Here is a 13,355-nt window from a genome sequence, read left to right as displayed (position 1 = left end):
TATCGTATATGCCAACTATTTGTTGGCGAGTTATTGAGTAGATGGCTGCGAAATTGTGTTCGGTAGGCGAAGGGCCAACCGACAGTTGGAGTTATACCAGCCCTTCGCGCAGCAAATCGTGCAGGTGAATGAAGCCGGCAAACTGCCCTTGCTCTGTCACTACTAGCTGCGTGATGTTGCGCTGCTGCATGCGCACCAGGGCTTCGGCGGCAAAATCGTCGACATCAATGGTGGCGGGGCGGGGCGTGAGAATGTCGCGGGCTCGCAAGCTCTCCAAATCAGAGAAGCTGCCGAGCATGCGGCGCAGGTCGCCGTCGGTGATGATGCCGGCCAAGGAGCCCGCGGCGTCGAGCACGGCGGTGGCGCCGAGGCGCTTACCGGATATTTCAAGCAGCACTTCTTTTAGCGGGGAGTCTTCCCGCACCTGGGGGCGCTGGTTTTGACGGCTCAGGTCGCCCACTTTCAAGTAGAGGCGCTTGCCGAGGGTGCCGCCGGGGTGTAGGCGGGCAAAGTCGGCGGCGGTGAACTTGCGGCTTTCCAGCAAGCACACGGCCAGGGCGTCGCCCAGGGCTAAAGCCGCCGTGGTGCTGGTGGTAGGGGCCAAATTGTTGGGGCAAGCCTCTTTGTGCACGGGAGCATGCAAAATGTAGTTGGCCTGCTGGCCCAGATAGGAGTCGGCGTTGCTAACTAGAGCGGCCAGCGGCACGCCTTTGCGGCGCAACAGCGGCACCAACACCTTTATCTCGGGCGTGTCGCCGCTCTTGCTAATAGCCACTACAAAATCCTCGGGCTGAATCATGCCCAAGTCGCCGTGGATGGCATCGGCGGCGTGCATAAACAGGGCCGGCGTGCCGGTGCTGTTGAGCGTGGCCACGATTTTGCCCGCCACATGGGCACTCTTGCCGATGCCCGTGACCACTACGCGGCCCTTGAGCTGCAGGATGGCTTGCACGCAGTTTTCAAAGTCGGGAGTGGCGCCGATGGCATTGGCCACGTCGTGCAGCGCAGCAGCCTCTTCGTGAAGTACCTGACGGGCAATAGCCAGCACGTCGGTAGCCGCCGGAGCCTCGACGGCAGCGGCAGGCAGGTGAGCAGAGTGAGTGGAAGCAAGCATAAGCGGAGCAGGTGGGTTACTACAAAATTGGGGCATAGAAATTAAGCCGGGCGAATAGCTGACTTGGGGTGCTAGGACGGCGCACCGTCTTCGAGTAAGGATGGAGAGGCGACCGACTATCAGGTATGTTCTATGTTGAATCCTAATTTAATCATTCATTTAGTGCTGGTTACTAAAGCAGGAGAATGCAAGGGCTTTTATATGATTAAATTGTTTTCCACAATTCACGAAAAACACCATTTTTTACGTCAAAAAAGTAGGCTCGTGCTTATCTTCGTAATGAACCGTGCGTCTGCACGTGTTCCATCTGAGCTCACGCCCCATGCCATCTGCTGCCCTACAAGAATTTCCGACCCTCGTTGCTGACTTAAAACACACACTAAAAGAAGTATTTGGCTACGGCCAGTTTCGGGGCACGCAGGAGGCTGTTATTCAAAACGTATTAGCGGGCCACAATACTTTCGTGATAATGCCAACCGGCGCAGGCAAGAGCTTGTGCTACCAGTTGCCGGCATTGGTGGTGCCGGGCACGGCCATTGTCATTTCGCCCCTCATCGCCCTGATGAAAAACCAGGTCGACCAGCTCGGCGCCTTCGGGGTAAATGCCCAGGTGTACAATTCGACGCTGACCAAAACGGAGATGAACCGGGTGAAGAAAGACGTTATCAGCGGAGAGGTTCGCCTGCTGTACGTAGCCCCGGAAAGTCTTACTAAGGACGACACCATTGAGTTTCTGCTGAAGTCGACCATCAGCTTCGTAGCCATTGACGAGGCCCACTGCATTTCGGAGTGGGGCCACGACTTCCGCCCCGAGTACCGTAAGATTCGCGGCATTATTGATAACCTGGGTGGCAACGTGCCCATTATTGCCCTCACGGCCACGGCCACGCCCAAAGTGCAGCTGGATATCCAGAAGAACCTGCAGATGGACGATGCTTCGGTGTTTAAAACCAGCTTTAACCGCACCAACCTCTACTACGAAGTGCGCGCCAAGCACAACACCAAAAAGCAGCTGATTCAGTACGTGAAGCAGCACAAGGGCAAGGCCGGCATTATTTACTGCCTGAGCCGCAAGAAGGTGGAGGAAATTGCCGAGCTGCTGCGCGTGAACGACGTGCGCGCCCGCCCCTACCACGCCGGCCTCGACCAGCAGGTGCGCATCGACAACCAAGACGCATTTCTGAATGAAGAGTGTGATGTGATTGTGGCCACCATTGCCTTTGGTATGGGCATCGACAAGCCCGACGTGCGCTTTGTGGTACACTACGACGCGCCCAAGAGCATAGAAGGCTACTACCAGGAAACCGGCCGCGGCGGCCGCGACGGCCTTGAAGGCAACTGCCTGATGTTCTACAGCTACGACGACATTTTGAAGTTGGAGAAGTTCAGCAAGGACAAGCCGGTAACCGAGCGCGACAACGCCCACCAGCTGCTGGCTGAGATGACGAACTATGCCGAGTCGTCGGTGTGTCGGCGCCGCCAGTTGCTGCACTACTTCGGCGAGGTGCTGAACCAAGACTGCGGATTTTGCGACAACTGCAAGCACCCCAAGGAGCGGTTTGAAGGCGAAGAGGCAGTGGGCCTAGCCCTGCGCGCGGTGGTGCAGACCGAAGCCCGCTTCAACCTGACCCACATCGGGCAGGTGCTGCTGGGCCTGAGCAACCCGCACATCGAGAGCTACGCCCACAACGCGCTGCCGGTGTACGGCCAGGGCAAGGCGTTGGGCGATGCCCAATTCTGGCACTCGGTGCTGCGCCAGTGCCTGCTGAATGGCTTCCTAGAGAAGGACATCGACAGCATCGGCTTGGTGCGCATCAACGACAAGGGCATCGATTTCATCGAGAACCCTCATCCCATCACCCTCACCAAGGACCACAACTTCGACGCCGAGCAGAAGGCCGACGAGGAGAAGGAAGAAGTGCAGCAGGCCGCCGGGCACGACGAAGCGCTGTTCGTGCAGCTCAAGGAACTGCGCAAGCAGGTAGCCAAGCAGAAGAACCTGCCGCCCTACGTTCTCTTTCAGGACCCGAGCCTGAAGGAGATGGCCACCACCTACCCTACCTCGCTGCACGACCTCACGCACGTGTCGGGTGTAGGCCAGGGCAAGGCCCAGAAGTTTGGCGCGCCCTTCGTGGCCGCCATCAAAAAGTATGTGGAAGACAACGACATCGAAACTGCGGAAGACGTGGTGGTGAAGTCGGCCGTGAACCGCTCGAAGATTAAGATTTACATCATTCAGCAAATCGACAAGAAGATGATGCTGGAGGACATTGCTTCGTCCAAGGGCATCAACATGGCCGAGCTAATGGAGGAAATCGAGCACATCTGCTACTCCGGCACCCGCCTGAACATTGGGTACTACCTCAACGAAATGGTGGAGGAAGACCGGCAGGAAGAAATCTATGACTACTTCATGACGGCTACCACTGATAACATTGCGGTGGCCATGAAGGAGATGGGCGACGACTACACGGAAGAAGAACTGCGGCTGGTACGCATCAAGTTCTTGAGCGAGGTGGCTAACTAAGACCGCAGATTCAGCTAATTTCTACTGCAAGGCGTGCGCGCTGGATAAGAAGTCAAACAGTAGAAAACCGAAAAAGTCGGCTCCCTCAGGGCCGACTTTTTCGTTGATGGTAGACTAGTGGTTGAACTAAAAGCGTTTGAAACCATTGTTCCAAAGCAAGCGGAACCACAATAATCCGTTTCAATCCGTCGAAACCCGTTAAATCTGTGGTCCTGTGTGGATAGTTTTTGCCCTAATGGCGGCCCTGGTGTCCGCTACCGTTGTTACTCTCTCGAAGTTTGGAGTCCGGAACGTGCCGCCCAGCTTGGCCTTTGCGGTGCAGGCCGTTCTTATTCTGATTGTGTCGTGGGGCACGGTGCTTTGGCAGGGGTTGCTGCCGGATATAGGCAAGATTGAGCGCCGGGACTGGGGCTTTCTGCTGGCCGCGGGCGTGCTCACGGCAGCGTCTTCGCTGCTTTCGTTTCGGGCGCTATCGATGGGCGATGCCTCGCGGGTGTCGCCGCTGACCAATGTGGCACTGGTGTTTTCGGTGGCATTGGCAGCGATTTTTTTAAAGGAGAAAATAACCTGGCAGGTGATGGCCGGCGCGGTGCTTATGGCTGGTGGCGCGCTGCTAATTGCCACGGCTAAACCGGCGGAAAAGGTGGAAGCGAGCAAAAAAAATGGTCGCCCCGAAACCGGAGCGACCATTTACGACGCAACGCCGAGAGCTTAGCAATACTCTTCGAAAGCGCCTTGCAGGTTGTTCACGATGCGCATGGCGTCGGAACCTTCGATGTGGTAGCGCTCAATCATGTGCACCAGCTCGCCGTCTTTGAACAGGGCGATGCAGGGCGACGAGGGAGGATAGGGCAGCAAGTGCTCGCGCATCTTGGCTACGGCATCGGTTTCCATGCCGGCAAATACGGTCACGAGTTTGCCGGGCTTTTTGTCGGCGCTGGCCAGGGCCATTTTCAGGGCGGGACGGGCCTTCGCAGCGGCGCAGCCGCACACCGAGTTTACGGCCACCAGCACGGTGCCTTCGTTGGAGGCGAGGGCGGTATCTACTTCTTCGGGGGTCATCAACTGCTCAAAACCAACCTCGGTGAGGTCTTGGCGGATGGGCGCGACCATGTATTCGGGATAAACTGCCATTGTCTTAATAGGTTAATAGGCGGCGGGGCCGCGTGTAGTACAAAAGTACGAACGGCTAAAGCATCTAGCGGCCCGGAAAGTTTCGGGCCTCGCCGAGCCGTGGAGTTGCTTCAATCATGCTGTGAGCAGGTATTGGCGGGCTAACTCATCGAACGCGGCCAATTGCTGCTTCTCCCATGCCTCGTCGTAGCCTAGTTCCTGCGCCAGCAGAGCCGCCACGGTGGGGGCCGCGCGCAGGGCCGCGGCAGCATCCAGAATCAGGGCGCGCACGCGCCGGGCCAGTACGTCTTCGACGGTGCGCGCCAACTCGTGGCGCACAGCCCACACAACTTCGGCTTGCAGGAAATCCAGCGCGCCATCGAGCTTATGGCCGAGCGCTGGCTGTTCGACAATAAGCTGCCGAAGGGCAACCCGGGCACTGCCGTAGTGGGCGAGCGAGTCGTAGGGCAAAGCAGGAGCAGGCGTTTCCTCGGCACCGTAGATGGGCAGGTGTGCGGTCCGGCTGTGGGCGGGCGGCAGCTGACGCAGGACAATGGCTTGGTCGACGGCATCTTGGCCCATGCGGCGGTAGGTGGTCCATTTGCCGCCGGTGATGGTGATGAGGCCGCTGGCCGATGTCACGATTTTGTGGCTCCGCGATATCTCTTTGGTTTTGGTGCTGCCAGTAGCCGAGGCTGCCAGCGGACGAAGGCCCACGAAGATACTCAGCACGTCGGCGCGAGTGGGCGCGCGGGTGAGGTACTGGGCCGCAGTGCGCAGCAGGAAGTCAATCTCGGCCGGTTGGGCTTGGGGCTCCAGGGCTGCGGCGGGCACGGGGGTATCGGTAGTGCCCAGCACCACGCGGCCCTGCCACGGCACGGCAAAGAGCACGCGGCCGTCGTCGGTGCTGGGAATCATGAGGGCGGCGGTGCCAGGCAGGAAGGACTTGTCCAGCACTAAGTGCACGCCTTGGCTGGGCTGCACCAGCGGGCGGGCGCCGGGCTCATCGAGCTGCCGCACGGCGTCGACAAAAATGCCGGTGGCGTTCATCACTGATTTAGCTTGCAGCTCATAGCTGAGGCCGGTTTCGAGGTCAATGGCGCGCACGCCGATGAGGTGGCCGGTGGCATCTTTCAGCAGGCCCTGCACGGCACAGTAGTTAAGAGCGGTGCCACCGTGGGCGATGCAAGTTTGGGCGAGGTTGACGGCCAGGCGGGCGTCGTCGAACTGGCCGTCGAAGTACCGGACGCCGCCGCACAGGCCAGCGGGGCGCAGGTTGGGCAGTTGGCGCAGGGTTTCGGCTTTGCTCAGGTGCTCGGAGGGGCCGAGGCTGAGACGCCCGGCCAGCAGGTCGTAAAGCTTCAGGCCGATGGTGTAGAACGGGCCGCCCCACCAGCTGTAGTTGGGAATGATGAATGACTGATTGTGGCATAGATGCGGGGCGTTTTTCAGCAATAGCCCCCGCTCGTACAGCGCTTCGCGCACCAACCCTATGTCGCCCTGCGCGAGGTAGCGCACGCCGCCGTGCACCAGCTTGGTGCTTCGGCTGCTGGTGCCCTTGGCAAAATCGGCCTGCTCAAGCAGCAGCGTTTTGTAGCCGCGGCTGATACCGTCGAGGGCCACACCCAGGCCCGTGGCCCCGCCACCGATTACGATTAGGTCCCAGGTGGGTACGGCGGTGAGCTGCTGCAGTAGGGTTTCGCGGCGGTAGGGGTTGGCTTCCATTGGTAAACCAATGTATATGGCAAAACCTACCCGTTGAAATCACCCCGAGCAGAACCTCACCCCCGGCCCCTCTCCCGCGGAGAGGGGAGCCTGACGAAGTGTAGCGTGGACTCTGCGAGTCCGCGCTTGAACGAAACCCTAACAACGGCCAACCAGCACCACGCGCGGACTCGCAGAGTCTACGCTACATCTATAACGCCGTGGCTCTCCTCTCCGCGGGAGAGGGGCCGGGGGTGAGGTCCTCGAGCGCGCCACTCGGAACAACTTCTATTTCAAAAACCCACCCACCAAATCAATCAGCACCGGTACGCTCAGCCAGCCCATCACCAGCACCACTACCCAGCCCGCCGCCAGCATCCATTTTGGGTGTTGGTACCCTTGCATCAATCGGCGATTAGTGGCTGCCACCAGCACGATGCCCAATGCCACTGGGAGTATCAAGCCATTGACTGCACCGGCAAAAACTAACAATTGCGTAGGCTTGCCTACGAGCACAAATACCGCCGTCGAAAGCACTATGAATGCTGAAATCCACACCCGCTCGTAGCGCTCGAAAATCGGGTGGAAGGTTTTGAAAAAAGACACCGAAGTATAAGCTGCGCCAACGACTGAAGAAATTGCGGCGCTCCACAAAATCACCCCGAAAATGCGGAAGCCAATCTCCCCGGCAGCCGACCGAAACACGCTCGCGGCCGGGTTGTCGGGGTCAAGTACTGCTCCTTGCCGGAGCACGCCCACAATGGCCAGAAACAGCACAAACCGCATGATAGTGGAAATAACAATGCCGCTGATGGCACTGCGCGTGACCACCCCTTGCTGCGCGGGCCCCTTAATACCCGCATCGAGCAGCCGGTGCGCGCCCGAAAACGTGATGTAGCCACCCACCGTGCCGCCCACAATGGTGACGATGGCCGCCGCACTGATTTGCGTGGGCAGCAGCGTATGGTGCAGGGCCTGCAGCACGGGAGGGTGCGCGCTGAAGGCCACCCCCACCGTGAGCAGAATCATGCCCATGCCGAGAACCTTGGCGAAGCTGTCGAGCATCTTGCCAAACTCCCGCACCCAAAACAGCAGCAGGGCCACTGCACAACTAATTATCGCGCCCGTCTCGAACGACAGGCCCGTGAGCACATTCAGTCCCAACCCACAGCCCGCCAGGTTGCCGATGTTGAAGGCAAAGCCGCCCAGGATTACCATCGCCGCCAGGAAATAGCCCAGGCCCGGCAACATTTTGTTGGACAAGTCCTGCGCCCGCAGCTCGCTCACCGTGAGAATGCGCCAAGTGTTGAGCTGGGCGCCAATGTCGAGCAATACCGACACCAGAATCACAAAGCCGAAACTGGTGAGCAACTGCTGGGTAAATACTGTGGTTTGGGTGAGGAAGCCCGGGCCGATGGACGAGTTGGCCATGAGGAATGCGGCGCCCAGGCCGGCCCCGCTCCACCAGCGGGCTTTGGGGAGCGGCTTCATTTGGCAACAGTTAGGTGGCCCGCCTGGAGCACCACGCCGGCCTGGCGCAGGGCGCCGTGCAGGCGCTCGGCAAATTCCAGGGCGTGGGCGCCATCGCCGTGCAGGCACACGGTATTGGCCCGAATAGCAACGTTGGTGCCCTGCTGGGTATGAACCTGGCCCTCCTGCACCATGCGCAGCACCTGGGCAATAGCGGCGTCGGCACTGGTGATAAGCGCATCGGGCTGGCGGCGCGGGGTGAGCGTGCCGCTGGCTTGGTAGGTGCGGTCGGCGAAGACTTCGTGGGCGGTTTTGAGGCCGATTTTCTCGCCGGCTTTGGTCAGTTCCGAGTTGGCCAGGCCGTAGAGCGTGAGCTCGGGCTGCACTTTATACACGGCTTCGGCGAGCGCCTCGGCCAGGGCGGCGCTGGTGGCGGCCATGTTGTAGAGCGCGCCGTGGGGCTTGAGGTGGTGGAGCTGTCCGCCTTCGGCCCGCACGATGGCCGTGAGGGCGCCGAGCTGATACACCGTCATGTCAAAGGCTTCTTCGGGTGAAATGGCTATATCGCGCCGCCCAAATCCTACTAAATCGGGCAGGCCGGGGTGGGCGCCGATTGCTACTTTGTGACGTAGGGCCAAGCGTACGGTTTGCTTCATCACGGCTGGGTCGCCGGCGTGGAAACCGCAGGCAATATTGGCAGAAGTGATGAAGGGCATTAGGGCGGCGTCGTTGCCTATGGTCCAGGCGCCAAAGCTTTCGCCCATGTCGCAATTTAGGTCAACAGTAAGAGTTGGAGGCATAGCTGTGGCTGAAGCAGAAGAACGGTCATGTCGAGCGGAGCCGAGACATCTCGCGTGGGGTAGTAATCAAATGGCATCTCGACGATTCGAGCGAGATGTCTCGGCTCCGCTCGACATGACGGGTTAGCTTAAATTAGTTTTAAATTTAAATTCAACAGCCCGCCGCAGCCCGTGCAACTGCCGTTTCTGTGCAAGGTACAGCGCTTGCGCTTCGGCCAATGTCACCTCCTGAAACCGGATGGCCTGCCCCGGCACCACTTGCGCCAGCGCTGAAAAATCAGCTGAAATAACCTGAGCTATTCGCGGGTAGCCCCCCGTAGTTTGGTGGTCGGCCATGAGCACGATGGGTTGGCCGTTGGCCGGCACCTGCACGGTGCCAAAGGTGACGGCAGTAGACAGCAGTTCGACGTTGGTTTGACGGCTCAAAACGGGCCCTTGCAGTCGATAGCCCATGCGGTCGGCTTCGGTGGTTACAGTATAGGGCTGCTGCCAAAAATCGCGCTGACTTTCCGCTGAGAATTGCTCGTATTCAGGTCCTCGAAGCGCGCGTATTACTGGGCGCGGTCGAGGCCTGGGGCACAACTCGGAATTTGGCGTCCAGCGGGCTTGCTGCCAGGCTGCGGCCGGTTCATCAGCGGCAAGTTGCTGCAGCAGCCTGTGGCCCGTATCAGTGGGGCCGGTGCAGGGAATCACGTCACCAGTTTGCAGAGCTCGGCCGTGCAGCCCGCCGAAGCCCGCGCGCAGGTAAGTGGCGTAGCTGCCAAGCACCGGAGCCAAAGCAAACCCACCCGACACGGCGAGGTAGGCCCGGCCACCTGCCACCGGCGCGCCGAAGGCCAGCACTGTGCCGGCCGTTACCCGCACGGGCCGATTCAGGCCCACGGGCTGGCCGTTGAGGGCCGGAGAAAGATGAGCGCCAGTGAGGGCAATGAGGCAATCGGTTTCGAATCGGATTTTGGGGCCCAGCAGGGTGATTTCCAGTCCGGCGGTATTCTCGGAATTGCCCACCAGCAGGTTGGCTACGCGCAGGGCTGTGGCGTCCATAGCGCCGCTCACTACGATGCCGTCTTTCTGGTAGCCGTGCCGGCCGAGGTCCTGCACGGTGGTGAGCAGGCCAGGGCGAAGAATGCTAAGACTCATGCTGCTGGCGGCTTTGGTATTCGGCTTCGCTGATGGGCACAAAGCGCAGGTGCTGGCCGGCCTGGAGTAGGCTGGGCGCTTTCCATTCTGGGTTGAAGATGCGAAGCGGCGTGCGGCCAATGAGTTGCCAGCCGCCCGGCGTGGGCAGCGAGTAAATTCCCGTTTGCAGTCCAGCAATGCCAACGGAGCCGGCTGATACCAGCGGCCGCGGTTGAGCCTTGCGCGGCGTAGCCAACTGCGCATCCATGCCGCCGAGGTAAGGAAAGCCGGGTGCGAAGCCAATCATGTGCACCAAATAATCGGGCGCTGAATGTTGGGCAACTACTTCATCTATTGATAGGCCCGTGTGCTGGGCAACAAACGCTAAGTCAGGCCCAAACGCCCCGCCGTAGCAAACCGGAATTTCAACCTTCTTAGCCGCTACTGTTGCCTCCGAAGCCTGGGCCGCGGGCAGCAGACGCCGTAGAATTTCTGAAACTCTTTCGTAGGGTTGCTGGCCGTTTTCACTCAGCACCCAGGGGTCGTAATACACCGTTAGGGTGGTGAAAGCGGGCACGTATTCGCGCAGGCCAGGAAATGGATGCTGGCCTAAATAGGTGCTCACGGCCTGAATAGCGCGGTGCGTGGCCGGGCTGATGCGGCCATCGAATTCAAGCACGATAGCTGCGTCGCCCAGTGGGTACAGCCGAATATTGTCAGGGGCCACAGATGGTGATTCGGGGACGTTTCTCACGTGCTGGCGGTTACTTTTGGGCTTCTCTGCACTGGAAACTCCTGATGAATTTTAGCTTCCGTAAATATGGCAAGGCTGGCGCTTTTGCGCTCGCCGTGCTCACTGCCGCCTGCCAGCGCCAACCCGTGTCCCGCCCCGCCGTGTTGCCGGCCACAGCTGCGGCTAGTGCTGCGAACATCGGCGGGCCACCTGTCACAACCGGCGTATCCGAGGAACTGGCCATTGCGCGTAAAAAGAACATCAGCCGCATAGCCTATGACCTAAACCTGACCATTCCGGCCCAGAGAACCGAGCCCATTACCGTGGTCGAAGCCGTCGCCTTCAACCTGCGCGATGCTCAGGAACCAGTGCAGCTCGATTTCAAAGCGCCCACGGCCAACCTGCAAAGCCTGACCGTGAACGGCCAGCCCGTGCCCTTCGACCACCGCAATGAGCACCTCGTGCTGCCCGCCAGCACCCTCAAGCCGGGCCGCAACGTGGCCGAAATCCGCCTCAACGCCGGCGAACAGTCGCTCAACCGCAACGCCGATTACCTATACACGCTGCTGGTACCCGACCGCGCCCGCACCGTGTTTCCCGTCTTCGACCAACCCAATATGAAGGCCACGTTCACGCTGGCCCTCACCGTGCCCGAAGGCTGGCAGGCCATGGCTAACGGACCCGTGCGCGACTCGACAGCAAATGGCGCCACCAAGCAGTACCGCTTTGCCACGTCGGATAGCATCAGCACCTACTTGTTTTCGTTTGCGGCGGGCAAGTTCACGCGCCTCACCCGGCAAATGAACGGTCGCCCCATGACCCTGCTGCACCGCGAAACCGACCCGTCGAAGCTGCAAAGCAGCCTCGGGCCCATCTTCCAGCTGCACGCCGATGCGCTGCAGTTTATGGAGCAGTACACGGGCATTCCCTACCCGTTTCAGAAGTTTGACTTCGTGTCGATTCCCGACTTTCAGTACGGTGGCATGGAGCACGTGGGGGCTATTGACTACAAGGCCTCAACGTTGTTTCTGGACGAGGGCGCCACGCAGGACCAACTGCTGGCCCGCTCCAACCTGGTGGCCCACGAAACAGCCCACATGTGGTTTGGCGACCTCGTGACCATGCAGTGGTTTAATGATGTGTGGATGAAGGAGGTATTCGCCAATTTCATGGCCGATAAAGTGACCCAGGTGGCCGTAAAAAACTCGAACTACGACCTCAAGTTCGTCATCGACCACTACCCTGCCGCCTACGGCATCGACCGCACGGCCGGGGCCAATCCCATCCGCCAGCCGCTAACCAACCTACAGGACGCGGGCTCGCTCTACGGCAACATCATCTACCACAAAGCGCCCATCATGATGCGGCAGTTGGAGCGGCTGATGGGCCCGGCAGCCTTCCAGCAGGGCCTGCAGGAGTATCTGCGGAAGTACGCGAACAGCAACGCCACCTGGCCCGACCTCATCGACATCCTGGACGCCCGCACGCCCGCCGACCTGCAGGCCTGGAACCAGGTGTGGGTGAACCAGCCCGGCCGCCCTGTTTTCACCCACGAGCTGAAAACCAACGCTGGTAAAATCACCAGCCTCGCCCTCACCCAGCGCGCCGAAGACGGCTCCGACCGCCTTTGGCCGCAGCTGTTTGAGGTGCTGCTGGTGTACCCCAACGGCCGCACCAAAGAGCTAACCGTGAACATGAGTGAGCGCACCGTGGCGCTGCCCCTGGCCGTGGGCCAGCCGGCGCCCAGCTTCGTGCTGTTCAACTCCACGGGCCTGGGCTACGGTGTGTTCCCGGTGGCCCAGCAGCTTCCGGCGCAGCTCGCGGGTTTGAAGAACCCCGTGGCCCGCGCCGCCGCCTACGTCAACCTCTACGAGAACATGCTCAACGGTCAGGTCATCAAGCCGCAGGAGCTGCTCACGGTCTACCGCCAGGCCCTCACCCGCGAGCCCGAGGAGCTGAACCTGAAGCTGCTCACGGGCCAGGCCAGCGACATTTTCTGGCACTTTCTCAGCCCGGCGCAGCGCGTAGCCGTGGCTCCCGCGCTGGAAAAAGACCTGTGGGCTGCCCTGCAGAAAAACCCGGCGGCCAACTCCAAAAAGCTGCTCTTTAAAACCTACCAGTCCATCGCCCTCACTCAGCCCGCGCAGGCCCGCCTCTACCAAATCTGGCAATCGGAAAAAGCGCCCGTCGGCGTGAAGCTGACCGAGGACGACTACACTGCCCTGGCCCTGGCGCTGGCCGTGCGCGACTTCACCTCGCCCCAGCCCATTCTGCCCCAGCAGCTCAATCGCATCAAAAATGTGGACCGCCAACGCCGCCTGCAATTTCTGATGCCCGCCCTGGCACCCGATGCCGCCACCCGCGACGCCTTCTTCACCTCCCTGGCCGACGACAAAAACCGCGAAAAAGAAGCTTGGGTCACGGCCGCCCTCGGCTACCTGCACCACCCGCTTCGCCACGAAACGTCAGAAAAATACCTGCCCCAGAGCCTGGAGCTGCTGGAGGAAATTCAGCTGACGGGCGACATCTTCTTCCCGTATTCCTGGCTGCAGGCCTCGCTGGGCTCCTACCAGACAGATAGGGCGGCCGGCGTGGTGCGCGCCTTCCTGAATTTCCACCCGGACTATAATCCCAAGCTGCGCGCCAAGCTCCTGCAAGCGTCAGACGACCTGTTTCGGGCCGAGAAGCTGGTGCGATAAAGTTCCGGAAGTCGCGCTGGAGCAAGTTTAGCGGAGCGTCATCTGCGCCAGCCAATGCGTTTTGCTATAAAGCTCT

10 protein-coding genes and 1 pseudogene are annotated in these 13,355 nt (G+C 60.3%); 4 read left to right on the top strand and 7 right to left on the bottom strand.

Going from position 1 to position 13,355, the window contains the following annotated elements:
- Positions 1-91 precede the first annotated feature (91 nt).
- Positions 92-1,114: a KpsF/GutQ family sugar-phosphate isomerase gene (locus BMZ66_RS10515; RefSeq protein ID WP_092672200.1), complete on the bottom strand. Its 1,023-nt coding sequence runs from the start codon at positions 1,112-1,114 to the stop codon at positions 92-94.
- A gap of 322 nt (positions 1,115-1,436) precedes the next feature.
- Between BMZ66_RS10515 and recQ the strand changes: the two genes are divergently transcribed.
- The 3 genes and pseudogenes from recQ to BMZ66_RS10505 all read left to right on the top strand — a co-directional run bounded on the left by recQ (position 1,437) and on the right by BMZ66_RS10505 (position 4,356).
- Positions 1,437-3,641, top strand: coding sequence for a DNA helicase RecQ (gene recQ, locus BMZ66_RS10510; protein ID WP_092672197.1), 2,205 nt, complete (start codon positions 1,437-1,439; stop codon positions 3,639-3,641).
- Between the two features lie 78 nt (positions 3,642-3,719).
- Positions 3,720-3,815: pseudogene (locus tag BMZ66_RS26425) on the top strand (hypothetical protein); the annotation flags it as partial.
- 40 nt (positions 3,816-3,855) lie between these two features.
- On the top strand, positions 3,856-4,356 hold the full coding sequence (locus BMZ66_RS10505) for an EamA family transporter (RefSeq protein ID WP_092672194.1): 501 nt from the start codon (positions 3,856-3,858) through the stop codon (positions 4,354-4,356).
- Here BMZ66_RS10505 and BMZ66_RS10500 read toward each other — a convergent pair.
- The 6 genes from BMZ66_RS10500 to pxpB form a co-directional block, all read right to left on the bottom strand.
- Positions 4,353-4,775 (bottom strand): BrxA/BrxB family bacilliredoxin, encoded by a 423-nt coding sequence (locus BMZ66_RS10500; RefSeq protein ID WP_092672191.1) that lies wholly within the window; start codon positions 4,773-4,775, stop codon positions 4,353-4,355. The two genes, BMZ66_RS10505 and BMZ66_RS10500, sit on opposite strands and share 4 nt — an antisense overlap.
- A 114-nt stretch (positions 4,776-4,889) precedes the next feature.
- Positions 4,890-6,479 (bottom strand): glycerol-3-phosphate dehydrogenase/oxidase, encoded by a 1,590-nt coding sequence (locus BMZ66_RS10495; protein ID WP_092672188.1) that lies wholly within the window; start codon positions 6,477-6,479, stop codon positions 4,890-4,892.
- Positions 6,480-6,746: 267 nt separating this feature from the next.
- Positions 6,747-7,949 (bottom strand): NRAMP family divalent metal transporter, encoded by a 1,203-nt coding sequence (locus BMZ66_RS10490; protein ID WP_092672185.1) that lies wholly within the window; start codon positions 7,947-7,949, stop codon positions 6,747-6,749.
- Positions 7,946-8,728, bottom strand: a complete 783-nt coding sequence (locus BMZ66_RS10485; protein WP_092672182.1) for a LamB/YcsF family protein — start codon at positions 8,726-8,728, stop codon at positions 7,946-7,948. The genes BMZ66_RS10490 and BMZ66_RS10485 overlap by 4 nt, the downstream gene beginning before the upstream one ends.
- A gap of 123 nt (positions 8,729-8,851) precedes the next feature.
- Positions 8,852-9,868 carry a 5-oxoprolinase subunit C family protein gene (locus BMZ66_RS10480; RefSeq protein ID WP_092672179.1) on the bottom strand — a complete coding sequence of 339 codons (1,017 nt, stop codon included), beginning with the start codon at positions 9,866-9,868 and terminating at the stop codon, positions 8,852-8,854.
- The gene (gene pxpB, locus BMZ66_RS10475; protein ID WP_214606981.1) at positions 9,858-10,574 is read right to left on the bottom strand and encodes a 5-oxoprolinase subunit PxpB; all 717 of its coding nucleotides are present in this window, start codon (positions 10,572-10,574) and stop codon (positions 9,858-9,860) included. The genes BMZ66_RS10480 and pxpB overlap by 11 nt, the downstream gene beginning before the upstream one ends.
- Before the next feature lie 71 nt (positions 10,575-10,645).
- Between pxpB and BMZ66_RS10470 the strand changes: the two genes are divergently transcribed.
- Positions 10,646-13,279: a M1 family metallopeptidase gene (locus BMZ66_RS10470; RefSeq protein ID WP_092672176.1), complete on the top strand. Its 2,634-nt coding sequence runs from the start codon at positions 10,646-10,648 to the stop codon at positions 13,277-13,279.
- The last annotated feature ends 76 nt before the right edge of the window (positions 13,280-13,355 follow it).

Origin of the sequence: Hymenobacter arizonensis (assembly GCF_900115775.1) — a bacterium.
GTDB lineage: Bacteria > Bacteroidota > Bacteroidia > Cytophagales > Hymenobacteraceae > Hymenobacter > Hymenobacter arizonensis.
This window is presented reverse-complemented; position numbering and strand designations above follow the sequence as displayed.

Coding starts and splice junctions, on each gene's coding strand:
- BMZ66_RS10470 (WP_092672176.1), top strand. CDS start 10,646: ATGAATTTTAGCTTCCGTAAATATGGCAAGGCTGGCGCTTTTGCGCTC.
- BMZ66_RS10500 (WP_092672191.1), bottom strand. CDS start 4,775: ATGGCAGTTTATCCCGAATACATGGTCGCGCCCATCCGCCAAGACCTC.
- BMZ66_RS10515 (WP_092672200.1), bottom strand. CDS start 1,114: ATGCTTGCTTCCACTCACTCTGCTCACCTGCCTGCCGCTGCCGTCGAG.
- BMZ66_RS10490 (WP_092672185.1), bottom strand. CDS start 7,949: ATGAAGCCGCTCCCCAAAGCCCGCTGGTGGAGCGGGGCCGGCCTGGGC.
- BMZ66_RS10485 (WP_092672182.1), bottom strand. CDS start 8,728: ATGCCTCCAACTCTTACTGTTGACCTAAATTGCGACATGGGCGAAAGC.
- BMZ66_RS10495 (WP_092672188.1), bottom strand. CDS start 6,479: ATGGAAGCCAACCCCTACCGCCGCGAAACCCTACTGCAGCAGCTCACC.
- recQ (WP_092672197.1), top strand. CDS start 1,437: ATGCCATCTGCTGCCCTACAAGAATTTCCGACCCTCGTTGCTGACTTA.
- BMZ66_RS10480 (WP_092672179.1), bottom strand. CDS start 9,868: ATGAGTCTTAGCATTCTTCGCCCTGGCCTGCTCACCACCGTGCAGGAC.